Here is a 19,088-nt window from a genome sequence, read left to right as displayed (position 1 = left end):
CGCCCGCTCCTCAGGATGAGGGCGGGAGCTACGATCTGTGCTCCCGCTCGCCGTGTCTTACTTCATCGGCCAGATCGCCTCGGCGATCGCGGCCTGCGGCGGGAAGATGGTGACGAACTTGCCGCCGACATATTGCAGCAGCACCGGGTCGGCGTCGTTGTTCTGGCCCATTTCGTCGAACTTGACGCGCTTCCAGGGCATGATCGTCTGCTCGCCCGGGATGTCGGTGGCAGCCAGCGCGTCGCGGATCTTCTCGCCGTCGGTCGACTTGGCGCGGCTGATGGCGTCGGCGAGGATGATCAGGCCCATGAACTGACGCGAGGTGAGATCGTTGAAATCCTTGCCCGACCGCGTCTTGAACATCTCGTTGATCTTGCCGACCATCGGGCGCTTCTGCGCGAGGTCGAGCGAGAAGGTGCCGCGCGAGATCACGCCTTCGAGCTTGTCGCCGACGGCGTCGTAGAGCGCCTTCTCGGAGAAGCCGGCGTCCTGCGCCACGATCGCGTTCGGCTTGTAACCGAGCTCGCCCATGGTCTTCACCAGCAGGATGCCATCGGTGGTGTAGCTCGAGGGCATCAGCACGTCGGCGTTCGCGCTCTTGAGTTGCTGCACCTCGGCCGAGAGCGAGGGCGAGTTGGCGCGATATTTGATGTCGGAGACGATCTTGTAGCCACGCTCGCCGGCGATCTTGGCCTGGGCGTTGCCGGAATCGGTGCCGAAGATGGTGTCCTCGTGGAACAGCGACAACGTCTCGATCTTGGTGCCCTTCTTCTTCAAGGCGTCGAAGAAGTCGAACATCGCGGCCGAGTACATCTCATCGTGCGGAGCGGCGCGGAAGTAATATTTCAGGCCGCGACGGTGCAGGCTGGGCGAGGAGTTGTCGGCGGAGACGAACGGGATCTGGTAGCGCTCGCAGATCTGGCTGACGGTGACGGCGACCGCGCTCTGATAGGTGCCGATGATGGCGGAGACCTTCTCCTGCGTGATCAGGCGCTCGGCCTCGGCGCGGCCCTTCTGCGGATCGGCCTGGTGGTCGGCGAAAACGAGGCGGACCTTGGCGCCGCCGAGACCCGGCAGGCCCGCGCCCTTGGCCAGCGGCAGGTCGAAATCGGTGTCCTTGTTGATGACCTCGAGCGCGGTCTCATACGCCTTCTGCGCGTCGACGCCCTGCTGTGCGCTGCCGCCGGAGAACGGATAGATCACGCCGATCACGACTTCCGAAGCCTGTGCGCGTGCTGCCAGCGGCAACAGCGCGGCCGTAGCGGTGGCTCCCAACAATACGTCGCGGCGAGTGATCGTCATGGCAAAGTCCCCTGTTACTGAATTTCGGCTGATCGAATGAAGCGATTGGTGGATGCGGTAAAGCTCGAAGAAGCAGCAAACGCTGCCCACTAAATCACGGCCATGGTCCTGTTCTTGAGATCCGTCACCAACATCAGGCCCGGCGAATGCGTGATCGCGAACGGCAGCCTTGCGGCGTTGATGACTGATTGCGGCGTCACGCCGCAGGCCCAAAACACCGGGATCTCATCGTCGGCGACCGGCACCGGATCGCCGTAGTCCGGCTTGGCGATGTCCTTGATGCCGATCAGATGCGGATGGCCGAGATGCACGGGCGCGCCGTGCACGGCCGGATAGCGCGAGGTGATCTGCACTGCACGGATTGCATCCGCCGGCTTGAACGGACGCATCGACACCACCATGGGGCCGGCGAAGGGACCGGACTCGCCGCAGGCGATGTTGGTGCGATACATCGGCACGCGCACATTGTGCTCGATGTGGCGGATCGGCATGCCCTCGTCGAGCAGCGCCTCTTCGAACGAGAACGAGCAGCCGAGCACGAAGGTCACGAGATCGTCGCGCCAATGCTTTGTCACATCGGTCGGCTCGTCCACGACTTCGCCGTCGCGCCAAACGCGATAGCGCGGCACGTCGGTGCGGATGTCGAGATCGGCGCCAAGCGCGGGGATGTGCGGGCTGCCGACGTCGGACATGCCGATGATCGGGCACGGCTTGGGATTGAGCTGGCAGAAGCGATGAAAGGCGCCGGCATATTCGGCCGGCAGGATCGCCAGATTGCCCTGGACGAAGCCGGGGGCCACGCCGGCAGTGGAGGCGACCAGCCCCTCGCGGTAGGCGAGCCGCGCCTTGCGGCTCGGGAGGGTGTCGGGCGTTTCAGTTTGCTGCACTGCCACCAAAACAGTCATGAGATCGACCTGCCTATAAACTCGACAAAGACAAGCCAACACCACGCGTGCTATAAAGTCTAATCTTCCTTTCTAATCAATATCGATAAATTTCTTTTATCGGGCAGGAAAATCCCTCCAATGCTGGACTTCAGATCGATCGAGACGTTCCTTTGGGTTGTGAAGCTCGGCAGCTTTCGCGGCGCCGCAGCACGCCTCAACACGACCCAACCGGCGATCTCGCAGCGCATCGCCCAGCTCGAGCGCGAGATGGGGGTGAAGCTGTTGAACCGCGACCACCGCGTGGCCTCGCCGACGCCAAGCGGCCGGCAGATGATGGTCTATGCGGAGAAGCTGATCGGCCTGCGCGCCGCGATGATCGCCGAGATCGGCGACCGCTCGGCGATGCGCGGCGTGATGCGGCTCGGCGTCGCCGAAACCATTGTGCACACCTGGCTGCCGCGGCTCGTAAAGAGCATGAACGAAGTCTACCCGAACCTGTCGCTGGAGATCGAGGTCGACATCACGCCGAACCTGACCGCGCGCCTGCTTGCGCAGGAAATCGAGCTTGCTTTCGTCGTCGGTCCGCTCTCAGCCTCCGGGGTGCACAACCGCGTCCTCGCCGACTATCCGATCGGCTTTCTGGCGAGTCCTTCGCTCGGGCTCGGCAAGGGTCCAGTGACGCCGGCGGATCTCGCGCGCTTTCCGATCATCACCTTCCCGCGCAAGACCAAGCCTTACGAGGTCGTGCGCGAGGTGTTCGACCGGCCGGAGCTGCCGCCGATCCGGCTGCACGCCTCCGCCTCGCTTGCGACCGTGATTCACATGGCGGTCGAGGGCCTCGGCATTGCCGTGATCCCCGACGCCATCGTCGAGAGCGAGCTCGCAGACGGGCGGCTGCAACTGCTCGACACCGATCTCAAAATCGCGCCGCTGACATTCACCGCCAGCTGGCTCGCCTCGCCCGATGTCGTGGCGGTGGAACGGGTCGCAGAGCTTGCATGTCAGATTGCGCAGGGCAGCCTTACAGTTGACGCGCCCGCGCCGGCGCGTCATTGAAACAGGCGCCGGATTACTGAGAGACTGACCGCATGAGCCGAGCCGCCACCAATTTGCAAATCGATTCCGCCCGCCTCTGGGGCTCCATCCACGAGACCGCGCAGTTCGGCGCGACGGCCAAGGGCGGCGTGCGGCGGCTGACGCTGAGCGCCGAGGACAAGCAGGTGCGCGACTGGTTCCGCAAGGCCTGCGAGGACGCTGGCTTAGAGGTGCACACCGATGCGCTCGGTTCGCAGTTCGGCCTGCGCAAGGGACGCGACATGTCGAAGCCGCCCGTCGGCATCGGCTCGCATCTCGACACGCAACCCACCGGTGGCAAGTATGACGGCATTCTGGGAACGCTCGGTGCGCTGGAAGTGATCCGCACGTTGAACGACGCCGGGATCGAGACCGAGGCGCCGATCTGCGTCGTCAACTGGACCAACGAAGAGGGCTCGCGCTTCGCTCCCGCGATGATGGCCTCCGCCGCCTATGTCGGCGACTTCACCACCGACGACATCCTGTCGCGCAAGGACGCCGACGGCACCACCGTCGGCCAGGCGCTCGACGGGATCGGCTATCGCGGCGACAAGCCGGTCGGCTTCCAGAAGCTCGGCTGCTTCGTCGAATTGCACATTGAGCAGGGCCCGATCCTGGAAGCCGAAGGAAAGACCATCGGCGTGGTCGATTCCGGACAGGGCGTGCTCTGGTACGACGGCAGGATTTCCGGCTTCGAAAGCCATGCCGGATCGACGCCGATGCCGCTGCGGCGCGATGCGCTGGCGACCCTGTCCGAGATCGTGCTGGCGATGGAGGCCATTGCGAGGAAGCACGGGCCGAAGGCAGTCGGCACCATCGGCGAGGCCGTGATTGCAAACCCCTCGCGCAACGTCATTCCCGGCGAGATCGCCTTCACGATGGATTGCCGCAGTGCGGATGGCGCGATCATGGATGCTCTCGATCGCGATCTTCGCAGCGCGATTGCCGAGATCGCCGCACGCCGCAAGGTCGAGGTGACGATCGACCTGGTCTGGCGCAAGCCGCCGACGCATTTCGATCCCAGATTGATTGCGGCAGTCGAGAACGCGGCAAAGACGCTCGGCTACTCCTCTCGCCGCATCACCTCCGGCGCGGGCCACGATGCCTGCAACCTCAACACAATCATCCCGGCCGCAATGGTGTTCGTGCCCTGCAAGGACGGCATCAGCCATAACGAGCTCGAAGACGCCACGCAGCCCGATTGCGCCGCGGGCACCAATGTCCTCATGCACACGGTGCTGGCGATCGCCGGCGTCGCATCCTGACCGGAGAGAACCATGCGCGGAGTTTTCGTCGACGCCAATGAAGCTCTCGCCATGATCATGGAGCGGCTGGAGCAGCCGGGCGATCCCAAGGTGCGGATCCACAGGGATCCCGACATCAAGCCCGAACAATATCCTGAAATCCTCGACGGCGCCGAGATCGCGATCGTCGACCACACCGCGCTGCCGACCGATGTCGCAAAGAAGTGCGCAGGCCTGAAGCACGTCGTGTTCCTCGGCACCGGCGCCCGTAGCTACATGAACCCGGAGGAGCTCGCCGAGCTCGGCATCTCCGTGCACCTGATCAAAGGCTACGGCGACACGGCGGTCGCGGAATGCGCGATCGCGCTGATGTGGGCTTCGGCCCGCGTCATCGCGATGATGGACCGCGAGATGCGCAGCGGAAACTGGCTCCGCGAAGACGGCATGCAGCTCACCGGCAAGACGCTCGGCCTGATCGGCTTCGGCGGTATTGCCGCTGAAGTCGCGCGCATCGCCTCGGGCAGCGGCATGAAGGTGATCGCCTGGAACCGCTCGCCGAAGAGCTATCCGGGCGTGGAATTCGCCGATCTCGATACGGTGTTGGCGAGAGCAGACGTCGTGTCGCTGCATCTGCTGCTCAACGACGAGACGCGCGGCATGATCACCCGCGAGATGATCGCGAAGATGAAGCCGGGCGTCATCCTCATCAACACCGCCCGCGCTGCCGTTGTCGATGAGATCGCCATGATCGATGCGCTGAAGTCGGGCCACATCCGCCATGCCGGCCTCGACGTCTTCAACATCGAGCCATTGCCCGGCGATCATCCGCTGACGAAACTGCCAAACGTGACATTGTCGGCGCATTCGGCGTTCCGGACCCCGGAGGCGAGCGAGAACCTGATTGGCGCGGCGTGGGAGCACTGCCGCCGGATCGTGAAGGGATGAGAGCACCAACAATGGCCGACTATCGCACCATCAAGGCACAGCCGCTCATCGAGGCCATCAGTGCCATCGTCAAGGCCGGCGGCTCCACGGACCGCGAGGCCGAGCTCGTATCCACCAATCTGGTCGAGGCCAATCTCAAGGGACACGACTCCCACGGCGTCGGCATGATCCCGCGCTATGTCCAGAGCGTCACCACGGGCGGCCTCGCCGTGAACCAGCACGTCAAGATCGTGCTCGACACCGGTCCGCTTCTCACCCTCGACGGCCTCACCGGCTACGGCCAGGTGATCGGCCATGAAGCGATGGAGCTGGCGGCCGAGCGCGCCAAGCACAACGGCGTGTGTCTCGTGGGCCTCTCCAACTCGCACCATATCGGGCGCATCGGCCACTGGGCCGAGCAGTGCATCGACCACGGACTGGTCTCGATTCACTTCGTCAACGTGATCTCGCGCCCGATCGTGGCGCCGTGGGGCGGCAGCGATGGGCGCCACGGCACCAACCCGTTCTGCGTCGGCATCCCGCGCGCGGGCAAGGACCCCATCGTGCTCGACTTTGCCACCAGCAGGATCGCGCAGGGCAAAACCCGCGTCGCCCACAACAAGGGCGTCGAGCTCGAGCCCGGCACGATCATCGACAACGAGGGCAAGCCGACCACCAACCCGCGCTACACCGTGATCCCGCCGCACGGCGCCATCCTGCCGTTCGGCGAGCACAAGGGGTCGGGGCTCGCGCTGGTGTGCGAAATCCTCGGCGGCGCGCTCTCCGGCGGGCAGGTGGTCAAGGGCCCGTCCGATGGCAAGCACAACGTCCTCAACGGCATGCTCTCGATCATCATCGATCCGACCAAGCTCGGCACCGCGGAGAATCTCGCGCGCGAAGTCGAGAGCTTCGTCGCCTGGCACACGGGCTCACCTCCGGCCGCCGGCGTCGACAAGGTGAAGATCGCCGGCGAGCCCGAGCGCGAGACGAAGCAGAAGCGGCTCGCGGAAGGCATCCCGGTCGATCCGACCACTTGGCGGGATATTCTGCTTGCTGGGAAAACGTTCGGGCTCGATGAGGCGGCGATCGAAAAACTCGCGGAGTAGTGAGACAGAGCACGCGGCTCTTCCCTTCTCCCCTTGTGGGAGAAGGTGGCGCCAAGCGCCGGATGAGGGGTCTCTCTCCGCGAAGAGAAATGCACAATTGAGAGGTCTGTCTCCGCGGAGACAACCCCTCACCCGTCTTCGATGCTTCGCATCGAAGCCACCCTCCCCCACAAGGGGGGAGGGAAAGCAGTGCTCTAATCCACCATGTCCGCAACCGCCTTGCCGCAAGCCGTGGTGTCGGCGTTGCCGCCGAGATCCTTGGTGCGGAGCGTGCGCTCCGCCAGCGTGCGCTCGATCGCATCGACGATCGACTTGCCGGCTTCCTTTTCGCCGAGATGTTCGAGCATCATCGCGCCGGACCAGATTGCGCCGATCGGATTGGCGATGCCCTGCCCCGCGATGTCGGGCGCCGAGCCGTGCACCGGCTCGAACACCGACGGGAAATTGCCCTCGGGATTGATGTTGCCCGACGGCGCGATGCCGATGGTGCCGGTGCAGGCCGGGCCGAGATCGGACAGGATGTCACCAAACAGATTGGAGCCGACCACGACGTCGAACCAATCCGGATGCAGCACGAAGTTCGCAGTCAGGATGTCGATGTGGTACTTGTCCCACTTCACACTTGGATACTTCTTCGCCATCGCCTCCACGCGCTCGTCCCAATAGGGCATGGTGATGGAGATGCCGTTCGACTTGGTCGCCGAGGTCAGGTGCTTCTTCGGCCGCGACTGCGCGAGCTCGAACGCGAACTTCAGGATGCGATCGACGCCGATGCGGGTCATCACCGTCTGCTGCGTCACGAACTCACGGTCGGTGTCCGGGAACATGCGACCGCCGACGGAGGAATATTCGCCTTCAGTGTTCTCGCGCACCACCCAAAAATCGATGTCGCCGGGCTTGCGGTTTGCCAGCGGCGACGGCACGCCCGGCATCAGCCGCACCGGGCGCAGATTCACATATTGGTCGAACTCGCGGCGGAACTTGATCAGCGAACCCCAAAGCGAGACGTGATCCGGAATCTTGGCCGGCCAGCCGACTGCGCCGAAGTAGATGGCATCGTGCTTGCCGATCTTATCCTTCCAATCGTCCGGCATCATCTGGCCGTGCTTCTCGTAATAGTCCCAGGACGAGAAGTCGAAATGATCGAAATGAAGGGACACCCCGTGCTTCTTCGCCGCGGTCTCCAGAACGCGCAGACCTTCGGGCATCACTTCCTTGCCGATGCCGTCGCCGGGAATGACCGCGATCCGGTATTGTTTCTTGCTCATCGAGAACGTCCTTGATTGCTCCGGCAGCCGCCGCCTTTTTGACCGCACTGCAATGGACCAAACGCGGCGGCAGTGCAACGCTGCACTGCAATGTTGACCATGGCGCGGCCGACCGCCTACTGATTTTATTCCCGTTCCTCTCCTGCGAGTTATTCCCATGGATCTGCATCTGCGTGGCAAGCGCGTCCTGATCACGGGCGCGTCCAAGGGTATTGGCGCAGCTGCCGCCGAGGCTTTTGCCGAGGAAGGCTGCCATCTCCTCCTCGCCGCCCGCAACGGCGATCAGCTCAAGGCTCTGGCCGAGCGCTTGCGCTCGGCGCACCAGATCGATGCCGCCACGAGCATCGTCGATTTGCGTAAGAGCGAGGATTTGACGCGGCTCGCCAAGGAAGCCGCCGACATCGACGTCCTCGTCAATAATGCCGGCGACATTCCCGGCGGCTCCATCGACAAGATCGACGAGGCGACCTGGCGCCACGCCTGGGAATTGAAAGTGTTCGGCTACATCAACCTCACGCGCATGATCTATGCGCAGATGAAGGCGAAGGGCGGCGGCGTGATCGTCAACGACATCGGCGCCGCCGGCGAGAAATTCGACGCCAACTACATTTGCGGCAGCGCCGGCAATGCCGCACTGATGGCCTTCACCCGCGCGCTCGGGGGCAAGAGCCTCAACGACAACATCCGCGTGGTCGGCATCAATCCCGGCCCTGTCGGCACCGACCGTCACGTCACCCTGCTGAAGACGCGGGCAAAACACCAGTTCGGCGACGAGAGCCGCTACAAGGAATTCCAGAAGAGCCTGCCGCTCGGCAGGCCTGCGCATGCGCGCGAGATCGGCGACCTCATGGCGTTCCTGGCGTCGGATCGCGCCGGCTACACGTCCGGCGTGATTTACACGGTGGACGGCGGCATCAGCGCGGGATGGGGTTAACTCTATCCTCGCCATTGCGAGCGAAGCGATGCAATCCAGAAATGTGTCTGCGGCAAAAGTCTGGATTGCTTCGTCGCTTCGCTCCTCGCAATGACGGAGCCTAGAACAAGCACAGGAGTAAAATAGTTGTCTCAAGACCTGATCCGCGAAACCGCTTGCACCGTCGTCGACAAGCTGCGGTCCGGCGACGTCTCGCCGCTCGAGCTCTTGGATGTACTGGAAAAGCGCATCAGCCAAGTCGACGGCAAGGTCAACGCGCTGCCGACGCTGTGCTTCGATCGCGCGCGGGATAGCGCAAAGGCGCTGATGCGGAATCCGGCGGGTGCGCGCGGATTGCTCGCCGGTCTGCCGGTGCCAATCAAGGACCTGACCGATGTTGCTGGCGTGCTGAACACCCAGGGCTCGCCGATCTTCAAGGACAACATCCCGGCGACGTCCGACATCCTGGTCGAAAACCTCGAGGCCAACGGCGCCGTCGTCTACGCCAAATCCAACACGCCGGAGTTCGGCGCCGGCGCCAACACCTTCAACGAGGTGTTCGGCGCAACTCTCAATCCCTGGGATACGTCCAAGTCGGCAGCCGGCTCGTCAGGCGGCGCGGCCGTTGCGCTCGCCACCGGCATGGCCTGGCTCGCGCAAGGCTCCGACATGGGCGGCAGTCTGCGCAGCCCGGCAGCTTTCTGCGGTGTCGTGGGCATGCGGCCGAGCATCGGCCGGGTCGCGCATACTCCAAAATCAGCCATCGATCGTAACCTCGGCGTCGTCGGTCCGATGGCACGCAACGTCGAGGATCTCGCGCTGCTGCTCGATGCCATGAGTGGCGACTATGCAGCCGATCCATTGTCGCTTCCCGCGCCTGCGACCTCATTCCTGTCAGCGGCACAATCAGGCAAGAAACCGAAGCGCATCGCCTACTCGCCCGATCTCGGCATCACGCCGGTCGATCCCGAAGTCAAAGCGATCACACGCAAGGCGGCTGAACGCTTCGCCGAAGCCGGCGCCATCGTCGAGGAGGCGCACCCGGATTGGCGCGAGGCGCATGAGTGCTTCCACGTGCTGCGCGCGTTCGATTTTGCGATCAGCAAGGCCAATCTGTTGCGCACCAAGCGCGACCTGCTCAAGCCCGAAGTGATCTGGAACATCGAGGAAGGCCTCAAGCTCACGATCGAGCAGCTCGAACGCGCCGAGGCGCAGCGCGTCGGCATGACCGCGCGTGCGGTCGAGTTCTTCAAGAGCTACGATCTGCTGCTGGTACCGACCACGATCGTGCCTCCCTTCCCGATCGAGCATCGCTATGTCGCCGAATGCGCCGGCAAGACGTTCGACAATTACGTCGAGTGGCTCGGCATCGTCTATGCCATCACGCTCGCCTGCTGTCCCGCGCTGTCGCTGCCGTGCGGCTTCACCGCATCGGGACTTCCGGTCGGCCTGCAGGTCGTCGGGGCTCCGCGCGCGGATGCGCAGGTGATCGCCGGCGCCAAGGTGCTGGAGGATATTTTGGGCGTGCGCGGCACGACGCCGATTGATCCGCGCGTGAAGAATTAGGACTCGGAAGGCGCAGCGCGCTCGGTAGACCCCCTCGCCCCGCTCTTGCGGGGAGAGGGCTGGGGTGAGGGGCTGCTTCCGCGAAGACGGTGGCAGTTCAACTCGCGGAGATTTCCCCTCGCCCGATCGCTTCGCGATCGACCTCTCCCCGCAAGCGGGGAGAGGTGAAGAAGCATCACCTTCCGTCCGTCGCCTCCAGACTCCGACTATACCGCGACATCGCGAAGCAGAAGACAAAATAGATACCGGCGATGAAGATGTAGACTTCGACCGAGAATTGCTGCCACGCCGGATCGATGATCGCGGTCTTGGCCGTCGTCAGCAAGTCGAAGATACCGATGATCAGGACGAGGCTGGTGTCCTTGAAGAAGGCGATGAAGGTATTGACCAGCGGCGGGATGACGTGGCGGATCGCCTGCGGCAGGACGATCAGCCGGTTCTTGCGCCAGTAGGACAGGCCGAGCGCGGCGGCGGCCTCGTATTGCCCGCGCGGCACGGCCTGGAGGCCGCCGCGAATGACTTCGGCAAGATAGGCACCAGCGAACAGGATGATCGCGACCTGCGCGCGCAGGAGCTTGTCGATGTTGAATCCGTTCGGCATGAACAGCGGAAACATCACGCTCGCCATGAACAGCAGACTGACCAGCGGCACGCCGCGGATCAGCTCGACATAGAGCACGCTGAGGGAGCGGATCGCCGGCAGTTTTGAGCGCCGGCCAAGCGCGACGAGGATGCCGAGCGGGAAGCCGAAGGCCAGACCGAAGGTAGCCAGGATCAGCGTCACCGGCAAGCCGCCCCAACGGTCCTGCGAGACGAACGACAAGCCGAGTATGCCGCCCCACATCAGCACGCTGATCAGCGCGAGCGCTCCGATCCAGAGATAGGCCAACTCGCGCCGCCATAAGGCGCGGCGGGTGGAGAGATAGAACAGGGCGATGAACAGCAGTACCGCCAGCGCCGGCCGCCACTGCTCGTCGAACGGATAGGTGCCGAACAGGATGAAGCGGTATTTTTCGGGGATGATCGCCCAGCATGCACCGACGCCGCGTACCGCGCGGCAGGCGCTGGAATCGTTCGCCGGGGTGAGCCAGATCGCATTGGCGATGCCCCATTGCGCGAAGCTGAAAAGGCCTTTTGCGAGCACCGCCAGCAACACGACCGAGAGGATGCCGTTCGGGATCGACGAGAACAAATTGGCGCGCAGCCAGCGCAGCACCGGATTGCCGATCTGCGGGCGGCGGGCGGCGCGCGGTGCTTCCGGAATGTCGGCGATCGCCGTCATGGTCAGCGCTCCACCAGCGCGATGCGCGAATTATACCAGTTCATGAAGAAGCTGATGCCGAGGCTGATGGTCAGAAACACCGCCATGATCAAGGCAATGGCCTCGATCGCCTGGCCGGTCTGGTTCAACGTCGTGTTGGCGATCGAGACCACGTCCTGATAGCCGATCGCCACCGCCAGCGAAGAGTTCTTGGTCAGGTTGAGGTACTGGCTCGTCATCGGCGGCACGATGACGCGTAACGCCTGTGGCAGGATGATCTGCCGCAGCATGAAGCTGCGGCGCAGTCCGAGCGCATTGGCGGCATCCCACTGGCCGCGCGGCACCGACTGGATGCCGCTGCGCACGATCTCGGCGATGAAGGCCGAGGTGTAGGTGACGAGCGCGATCAGCAGCGCGAAATATTCCGGCGCGAGCGTCAGTCCGCCGACGAAGTTGAAGCCGCGCAACTCAGGCCATTCGATCGTCCAGGACACGCCGAGCAGCACGGACACCGCCGCGGGCAACACAACGAGCAACCCGAGCACAAAAGGCCAGGCCGGCCGCGGCTTGCCATCGCGCATCTGCTGCGCGATGAGCCGCCGCCGGATGACGTAGAACACGACGAGCCCGAGCACTGCCGTGCCGAGCACCCAAAGCTGCGGCGTCTCGATCGGAATCGCCGGCAGGATCAACCCGCGATTGGACAAGAACACGCCCTCGATCGGCCGCCATGCCGCGCGCGCGGCCGGCAGCGCCTGCATCAGCACGTACCAGAACAGGAGCTGGAGCAGCAGCGGGATGTCGCGGAGCGTTTCGACATACACCGCGGCGAGCCGCGACAGCAGCCAATTGGCCGACAGCCGCGAGATGCCGATCACCGTGCCCAAGATGGTTGCAAGCACGATTCCGATCACGGCGACGCGCAGGGTGTTGGCGACGCCGACGACGAAGGCCCAGAGATATGAGTCTCTCGGATTGTAGGCGAGCAGGCTATCGGAGATGGGCATGCCGGCCTCACGGCCGAGGAATGCAAAACCGGTCGTGATGCGGCGCGCGGAGAGATTGGTGACGGTGTTGGACCAGAGGAAGACGATGACCGCGACTGCGATCCCGACCACCACGGCCTGCCAGAACAGGCCTTTCAGCTCGCGTTGTCCGAAAGCGCCGAAGAAGCGGCGGTGCGGCGGCGGTCTCGGAGCGTCTGACGTCACAGCACAAAAATCCTTCTCAAGACGGCGATTTCCGGCGGCGTACGTCAACTGTTGCACCAAACTCTACTTTGTGCAACAAATGTTTCATGGCCGAGCCCGCGAAATCCTCGCCGCTGAGCGAACTGCGCATTGCATTGCCATCGCTTCCGATGCGACTGCAGGAGGTCGGGCGTTTCGTCGCGGCGAATGATTACGACGCCACCACGCGTTCGATGCGCGATCTCGCAGCGGTCGCCGGCGCCGATCCCGCCGCGTTCACGCGGCTTGCCAAGGCGATCGGCTATTCGGGCTGGGATGAATTGCGTGCGGCGCTGACGGAGGCGCGGCGGCCCTCGCAGATCGCGCCCTTCTCCGGCCGCGCCAAAAGTCGCCGCCACGGCCCGAACGCCGATGTTGCGCTCGTCACCGAGAAGCTGCAGGCCGAGGCCGCCGGCCTTCCGCGCATCCCGGCCCAGCCGATTGCGGAAGCGGCGCGTGCGCTCCACGACGCCAAGCGGATCTGGATCACCGGCTACCGAAGCTGTCGCAGCGTCGCGGAACTGCTGAACTACGAACTCCGGCTGTTTCGTCCCGAACAGGTGCAACTCGTCGGCGCGTCCGGCCCCGATGATCTCGACATGGGCGCGTTCCGGCCCGGCGAGGCCGTCATCGTCATCGGCTTCATGCCCTACACCCATGCGAGCGTCCGGGTCGCGCAGGCCGCCTATCGCGCCGGCGCGGCCCTGATCGCGATCGCCGATAGCCCTTCGGCGCCGATGGCTGAAGGCGCCGATCACGTGCTGCTGTTCGAGGCGGCCTCCTCTCCCGGCTTTTTCCCGAGCCTCACCGGCGCCATTGCGATCGCGCAATCGCTCGCCGCCGTGACGTTTTCGCTCGGCGGCACGACCGCGAAGAAGCGCCTTGAGAATACCGAGGCGCGGCTCGCCGCGGCTTCAACTTACGTATCCGAGAAAGGTTGACCATGGCCGCTCGCACCAGCCGTGTGCTGCATCGCTCGCTGCGCGAAACGCCGCCCAAGGCGATCGGCGGCGAAGGCGTCTATCTCTTTGCCGAGGACGGACGCCGCGTGATCGACGCCTCCGGCGGCGCGGCGGTCTCTTGTCTTGGCCACCAGCATCCGCGCGTGATCGCAGCGATCACGAAGCAGGCTTCGACGCTGGCCTACGCTCACACAGCCTTCTTCACGTCCGAGCCGGCGGAGGCGCTGGCCGAGAGGCTGGTCGGGCATGAGCCCGGTGGCCTCGCCTACGCCTATTTCGTCAGCGGCGGATCGGAAGCGATCGAAGCCAGCATCAAGATCGCGCGGCAGTATTTCATCGAACGCGGCGAGCCGCAGCGGCAGCACTTCATTGCGCGGCGGCAGAGCTATCACGGCAATACGCTCGGCGCGCTCGCGGCGGGCGGCAATGCCTGGCGCCGCGCGCCCTACGCGCCGCTGCTCTCAGACGCCTTCAGCCATGTGACCCCGGCTTTCGCTTATCACGAGAAGCACGAGAGCGAATCCGACGCACAATTCGTTGCCCGGCTTGCGGCCGAACTCGAAGCCGAGTTTCAGCGCCTCGGCCCCAACACGGTCGCCGCATTTCTCGCCGAGCCCGTCGTCGGCGCCACCGCTGGTGCTGTGACGGCGCCGGACGGCTACTTCAAGGCGGTGCGCGAGATCTGCGACCGACACGGCGCCCTGCTCATTCTCGACGAGGTCATGAGCGGCATGGGCCGCACCGGCACCGCGCACGCCTGGGAGCAGGAAGGCATCGCGCCCGATATCCAGGCGATCGCCAAAGGTCTCGGCGGCGGCTACCAGCCGATCGGCGCGATGCTCGCCAGTGGCAAGGTCATCGACACAATCCGCTCAGGCTCGGGCGCCTTCCTGCACGGCCACACCTATCTGGCGCACCCTCTCGCTTGCGCTGCTGCGCTCGCGGTGCAGGACGTGATCCGCGAGGACGGCCTGCTCGATCGGGTCAAGGAGCGCGGCAAGCAGCTCGAGCAGCGGCTCACCGAGCGCTTCGGCAATCACCGCCATGTCGGCGACATCAGGGGCCGCGGCCTGTTCTGGGCGATCGAGCTCGTCGCCGATCGCGCCAGCCGGACCTCGTTCGATCCCGCGCTGAAGCTGAACCAGAAGATCAAGGCCGAGGCCTTCGCCAACGGTCTCGGCTGCTATCCCGGTGGCGGCACCGTGGACGGCGTCCGTGGCGACCACGTGCTGCTGGCGCCGCCCTATATCACCTCCGCGGAGGAGATCGACCTGATCGTCGACAAGCTCGGCACGGCTGTCGACAACGTATTGTGTCGTGTCAATCAGTGAGGGGAGAATAGCATGATGAGGAAAGTGGTTATCGTAGCCGGCTTGCTCGCGGCATCGACAGTCGTCGCGGCGGCGGCAACGCTCGACACTGTGAAGAGCCGCGGCACGCTGATATGCGGCGTCAGCGCCGGTTTTGCCGGCTTCTCCGCACCGGATTCGCAAGGCAACTACAAGGGTCTCGACGTCGATTATTGCCGCGCACTCGCCGCCGGCGTGCTCGGCGATGCCACCAAGGTGCGTTACGTCTCGCTGACCGCGCAGAACCGCTTCACCGCGCTCCAGTCCGGCGAGATCGACGTGCTCTACCGCAACTCGACGCAGACCTATCTGCGCGGTGTCACGCTCGGCCTGCGGCAGGGTCCAATCAACTTCTACGACGGCCAGGGCTTTGTGGTGAAGAAAGACCTCGGCGTGAAGGAGATCAAGGATCTCAAGGGCGCCACCGTCTGCGTCGCGCAGGGCACCACGCATGAGGTCACGCTCGGCGACTACGGCCGCGCCAACGGCATCGACTGGAAGCCGCTGGTGTTCGACCGCGTCGACACCATGTACCAGACCTTCTTCGGCGGCCGTTGCGATGCCATGACCCAGGACGCTTCCGCGCTCGCCGGCGCCGTGACGACCGCGGCGCCGAACGCGGCCGACTACGTCGTGCTGCCGCAGACCATCAGCAAGGAGCCGCTCGGCCCCTTCACCCGCAATGGCGACGAGGTCTGGAGCGACATCATCACCTGGCTGCATTACGGCTTGATCGAGGCCGAAGAGCTCGGCGTCACACAAGGCAATGTCGACGAGATGGCGAAGTCGCAGACGCCCGCGATCCAGCGCCTGCTGGGCGCCTCCGGCGATCTCGGCTCGCGCCTCGGGCTCGACAACAAATGGCTGGTCACGGCCCTCAAGGCCACCGGCAATTACGGCGAGATCTACGAGCGCAATGTCGGCAAGGCGAGCCCGCTCAAGCTCGAGCGCGGCCTCAACGGCCTCTGGAGCAAGGGCGGCTTGATGTACGCGGTGCCGTTCAAGTAAACGTTTTGCGTGTCCCGGACGCGCTGCGTCCGGGGCACGCGACCTCCCATCAGGTAACGTTCAATGCCGACGTCTCCTCGCATCGCCCTCATCCACGCCCTCAAGCATTCCATCGCTCCGATCGAAGCTGCGTTCGCGAAGGCGTGGCCGGAAGCACGGCTGATGAACCTGCTCGACGACAGCCTCTCGTCGGATCTGGCGCGTGACGGCAAGCTCAATGATGCCATGACCGAACGCTTTCTTGCGCTCGGCCACTACGCCGCGGCGACAGGCGCGGATGCGATCCTGTTCACCTGCTCGGCCTTCGGTCCCTGCATCGAGGCGGTCGCGCGCGCGCATGCGCCGATGCCGGTGCTCAAGCCGAACGAAGCCATGATCGAACGGGCGGTGACGATGGGCCAGCGCATCGGCCTGCTCTCGACCTTCGCGCCGACGCTGGCCTCGATGCCGCCGGAGTTTCCTTCCTCCGTCCAGATCGTACCGAAGCTTGCCGAAGGAGCGCTGGCCGCGCTCGACCGCGGCGACCGCGCGACTCACGACCGGCTGATCGTGGAAGCCGCACATGATTTGCGCGATTGCGACGTCGTCGCGCTCGCGCAGTTCAGCATCGCGGCAACTGCGCCCGTAGTGGCAGAAGCTACCGGCCGCCCCGTCGTGACCACGCCTGAAAGCGCCGTCGAGAAGCTGATGAAGTTGCTGAAAGCGAAGACCTAGGCGCCAGCCTTTTTCCGGCGCCGCGCACCCTTGATCGCCGCCGCAAGTGCCGCCTTCGTTTCGCTGACAAAATCCTCGACAAGATCCTCGCGCGTGGCATGGGCCGCCTCGCCGGTGAACAGTCCCTGCTCGGCCAGCATCACCACGCCGTGCACCGCCGCCCAGATCTTGAGCGCCTGCCGCTCGCGCAAGTAATCAACTGCCGGAGCTTCCAGCGCCTCGACCACGAGCGCAAAGGTTTCGCGCGTCGCTTCGTGCAGCTCGCTGCCTTTCGCCGCACACGACACCGTGCGCGAGGCGAACATCAAGCGATAGACACCGTTGCGACGTAAGCCGAAATCCAGCGTCGCCTGCGCCAGCAGCGACAGTTTCGACCGCTTCGACTGCTTTGCCATCGCCGCCCGCAAGATCCCGCTGAGCTGCCGGAACGCCTCCGCCGTCACCGCCGCAAGCAGCGCCTCGCGATCGGCAAAATGGCGGTAGGGCGCCGGCTGCGAGACGCCCAGCTGCTTTGCCAGCGCTTTGATGCTGATCGCCTCCGTTCCACCCTGCTCGGCTTCGCGCAGTGCGGCCTTGATCAAGGCGTCGCGGAGATCGCCATGGTGGTAGGTGTTCTCGGGCTTGCGGGCGAGTTGTGAACGCATGTTGCGCAGAGCCTATAAGTTTGCGCTTGACAGGGGAAGCCTGCCGCGAATGTAATAGCCTATAACTTGAACAAAAATTCAAATGGGAGCGCGCGCCGGCTTCGGCCGGGGTGCACACGACCGAGGAAGCCGCCATGACAGAGCGACTGAGGGTTCACGTCGATCCCGACAAATGCCAAGGGCACGCGCGCTGCAAGGCGCTGGCGCCGGAGTTGTTCGAGCTCGACGAATACGGCAACGCCCACGAAGCCGGCGACGGCACCGTCCCGCCCGGCCTCGAAGACAAGGCCTGGCTTGCCAAATCCAATTGTCCGGAAATCGCGATCGACGTGATCGAGGAGTAGCGCGCCCGGCTTCTGCCCGCGTGCCTTCCGTGACCACGAGCCCCGAGGGATTTCGAGATGTCCGACATCAGCCAGCCCGCCGCCCATCCGCCCGTGACCGACTGGGTCCATGATTTCGACCACACCGATCCGCAATGGACGGAAGATCCCTTCCCGATCTGGGACGAGCTGCGCGCCGCAAGCCCGATCGTGCATACCGACCGCTTCCTAGGCTGCTATCTGCCGACGACCTATGAAGCGGTGCGCGAGATCGCCAACGACAGCGAGCATTTCTCCTCGCGTCGCATCATCGTCCGCGACGTGCGGCCGGAAATCACCAGCAGAAACGCCGCCCCGCCGATCACGTCCGATCCGCCGGTGCACAAGCCAGCCAAGCAATTGCTGCTGCCGCCGTTCACGCCGGACGCGATGAAGAAGCTGGAGCCGCGGGTGCGCGCGATCTGCAACGAGTTAATCGACGGCTTCATTGCTGAAGACCGGCTCGACGCGGCAGAGCGCTACACCAAGCACATTCCGGTTCGCGCAATCGCCCACATGCTCGGTATCCCCGAGACAGACAGCGATCTCTTCATCCGCTGGATCCACATGATCCTGGAACTTGGCATCAAGGACGAAAACACGTTGCTACAGGCGGTGCACGAGATGAGCGGCTATTTCAGCGGCCATATCGAGGCGCGCAAGCAAAAGCCGACCGACGACCTCATTTCCTACCTGATGAATGCCCGGGACAAGGACGGCAATCCGCTCGAGGATTCACACGTGCTGGGCTCGTTGCGCCTGCTCCTGATTGCCGGCATCGACACCACCTGGAGCGCGATCGGCTCCTCGCTGTGGCATCTTGCCCGGACGCCCGCCGATCGCGAGCGCCTGATTGCCGAGCCCGGGCTGATCCCGACCGCGGTGGAGGAGCTGCTGCGCGCCTATTCGCCGGTGACGATGGCCCGCGAAGTCGTCAAGGAGACCACGGTCTCAGGCTGCCCGGTCAAGGCAGGCAACATGGTGCTGCTGTCCTTCCCGGCCGCCAACCGTGACCCGAAAATGTTTCCGGATGCTGACAAGGTCGTGATTGACCGCCGCGAGAACCGCCACGCAGCTTTTGGCCTCGGCATCCACCGCTGCGTCGGCTCGAACCTTGCGCGCATGGAGATGCAGGTTGCGCTGGAGGAATGGCTGAAGCGAATTCCGGACTTCGCCCTCGATCCGGCAGGCACGGTGACCTGGTCCCAGGGAACCGTCAGAGGCCCCCGCCAGTTGCCATTTTTGCTTGGAAAGGCGATGTAGACCTTTCCAAAC

18 protein-coding genes are annotated in these 19,088 nt (G+C 64.5%); 12 read left to right on the top strand and 6 right to left on the bottom strand.

Going from position 1 to position 19,088, the window contains the following annotated elements; all coding sequences use genetic code 11:
• Positions 1-57: 57 nt before the first annotated feature.
• Entirely contained in the window at positions 58-1,302 is a 1,245-nt protein-coding gene (locus AC0L3S_RS14590) for an ABC transporter substrate-binding protein (RefSeq protein ID WP_473279531.1), read from the bottom strand.
• Positions 1,303-1,391: 89 nt separating this feature from the next.
• Positions 1,392-2,207 (bottom strand): putative hydro-lyase, encoded by an 816-nt coding sequence (locus tag AC0L3S_RS14585; protein WP_007593743.1) that lies wholly within the window; start codon positions 2,205-2,207, stop codon positions 1,392-1,394.
• 120 nt (positions 2,208-2,327) lie between these two features.
• Here AC0L3S_RS14585 and AC0L3S_RS14580 point away from each other — a divergent pair, with 120 nt between their 5' ends.
• Genes AC0L3S_RS14580 through AC0L3S_RS14565 form a run of 4 tightly spaced genes read left to right on the top strand, consistent with a single transcriptional unit; the run spans position 2,328 to position 6,537 of the window.
• Positions 2,328-3,245: a LysR family transcriptional regulator gene (locus tag AC0L3S_RS14580; protein ID WP_473264094.1), complete on the top strand. Its 918-nt coding sequence runs from the start codon at positions 2,328-2,330 to the stop codon at positions 3,243-3,245.
• A 32-nt stretch (positions 3,246-3,277) separates the two neighbouring features.
• A complete protein-coding gene (locus tag AC0L3S_RS14575) occupies positions 3,278-4,528 on the top strand; it encodes an allantoate amidohydrolase (protein ID WP_473279530.1) in 1,251 nt (416 codons plus the stop codon).
• A gap of 12 nt (positions 4,529-4,540) precedes the next feature.
• On the top strand, positions 4,541-5,452 hold the full coding sequence (locus tag AC0L3S_RS14570; protein WP_473279529.1) for an NAD(P)-dependent oxidoreductase: 912 nt from the start codon (positions 4,541-4,543) through the stop codon (positions 5,450-5,452).
• A gap of 11 nt (positions 5,453-5,463) precedes the next feature.
• Complete coding sequence (locus AC0L3S_RS14565) at positions 5,464-6,537, top strand: malate/lactate/ureidoglycolate dehydrogenase (RefSeq protein ID WP_473279575.1); 1,074 nt, start codon at positions 5,464-5,466, stop codon at positions 6,535-6,537.
• Positions 6,538-6,731: 194 nt separating this feature from the next.
• On the opposite strand, the gene AC0L3S_RS14560 is transcribed toward AC0L3S_RS14565, so the two are convergent.
• Positions 6,732-7,805, bottom strand: coding sequence for a tartrate dehydrogenase (locus AC0L3S_RS14560; protein WP_247288600.1), 1,074 nt, complete (start codon positions 7,803-7,805; stop codon positions 6,732-6,734).
• A 157-nt stretch (positions 7,806-7,962) separates the two neighbouring features.
• On the opposite strand from AC0L3S_RS14560, the gene AC0L3S_RS14555 reads away from it, so the two are divergent.
• Positions 7,963-8,739: an SDR family oxidoreductase gene (locus AC0L3S_RS14555; protein WP_473279528.1), complete on the top strand. Its 777-nt coding sequence runs from the start codon at positions 7,963-7,965 to the stop codon at positions 8,737-8,739.
• 126 nt (positions 8,740-8,865) lie between these two features.
• On the top strand, positions 8,866-10,284 hold the full coding sequence (locus AC0L3S_RS14550; protein ID WP_473279527.1) for an amidase: 1,419 nt from the start codon (positions 8,866-8,868) through the stop codon (positions 10,282-10,284).
• Between the two features lie 175 nt (positions 10,285-10,459).
• Here AC0L3S_RS14550 and AC0L3S_RS14545 read toward each other — a convergent pair whose 3' ends face one another.
• Both AC0L3S_RS14545 and AC0L3S_RS14540 read right to left on the bottom strand, forming a co-directional pair.
• Complete coding sequence (locus AC0L3S_RS14545; protein ID WP_473279526.1) at positions 10,460-11,566, bottom strand: amino acid ABC transporter permease; 1,107 nt, start codon at positions 11,564-11,566, stop codon at positions 10,460-10,462.
• A gap of 2 nt (positions 11,567-11,568) precedes the next feature.
• Entirely contained in the window at positions 11,569-12,756 is a 1,188-nt protein-coding gene (locus tag AC0L3S_RS14540; protein WP_473279525.1) for an amino acid ABC transporter permease, read from the bottom strand.
• 86 nt (positions 12,757-12,842) lie between these two features.
• Between AC0L3S_RS14540 and AC0L3S_RS14535 the strand changes: the two genes are divergently transcribed.
• The 4 genes from AC0L3S_RS14535 (at position 12,843) to AC0L3S_RS14520 (ending at position 16,807) form a co-directional block, all read left to right on the top strand.
• Positions 12,843-13,715: a MurR/RpiR family transcriptional regulator gene (locus tag AC0L3S_RS14535; RefSeq protein ID WP_473264103.1), complete on the top strand. Its 873-nt coding sequence runs from the start codon at positions 12,843-12,845 to the stop codon at positions 13,713-13,715.
• Between the two features lie 2 nt (positions 13,716-13,717).
• A complete protein-coding gene (locus AC0L3S_RS14530) occupies positions 13,718-15,067 on the top strand; it encodes an aspartate aminotransferase family protein (RefSeq protein WP_473264104.1) in 1,350 nt (449 codons plus the stop codon).
• A 12-nt stretch (positions 15,068-15,079) separates the two neighbouring features.
• Positions 15,080-16,093, top strand: a complete 1,014-nt coding sequence (locus tag AC0L3S_RS14525) for an amino acid ABC transporter substrate-binding protein (protein WP_473264105.1) — start codon at positions 15,080-15,082, stop codon at positions 16,091-16,093.
• 63 nt (positions 16,094-16,156) lie between these two features.
• A complete protein-coding gene (locus AC0L3S_RS14520; RefSeq protein WP_473279524.1) occupies positions 16,157-16,807 on the top strand; it encodes an aspartate/glutamate racemase family protein in 651 nt (216 codons plus the stop codon).
• Here AC0L3S_RS14520 and AC0L3S_RS14515 read toward each other — a convergent pair.
• Positions 16,804-17,451: a TetR/AcrR family transcriptional regulator gene (locus AC0L3S_RS14515; protein ID WP_473279523.1), complete on the bottom strand. Its 648-nt coding sequence runs from the start codon at positions 17,449-17,451 to the stop codon at positions 16,804-16,806. The genes AC0L3S_RS14520 and AC0L3S_RS14515 overlap by 4 nt on opposite strands.
• Positions 17,452-17,585: 134 nt before the next feature.
• Here AC0L3S_RS14515 and AC0L3S_RS14510 point away from each other — a divergent pair, with 134 nt between their 5' ends.
• Positions 17,586-17,795, top strand: a complete 210-nt coding sequence (locus tag AC0L3S_RS14510; protein ID WP_007607931.1) for a ferredoxin — start codon at positions 17,586-17,588, stop codon at positions 17,793-17,795.
• Between the two features lie 57 nt (positions 17,796-17,852).
• Positions 17,853-19,076, top strand: a complete 1,224-nt coding sequence (locus tag AC0L3S_RS14505; RefSeq protein ID WP_473279522.1) for a cytochrome P450 — start codon at positions 17,853-17,855, stop codon at positions 19,074-19,076.
• The last annotated feature ends 12 nt before the right edge of the window (positions 19,077-19,088 follow it).

Source organism: Bradyrhizobium sp. Ken01 (genome assembly GCF_055807355.1).
Note: the sequence above shows the minus strand (reverse complement) of the source record. Positions and strands in the feature narration are given on the sequence as shown.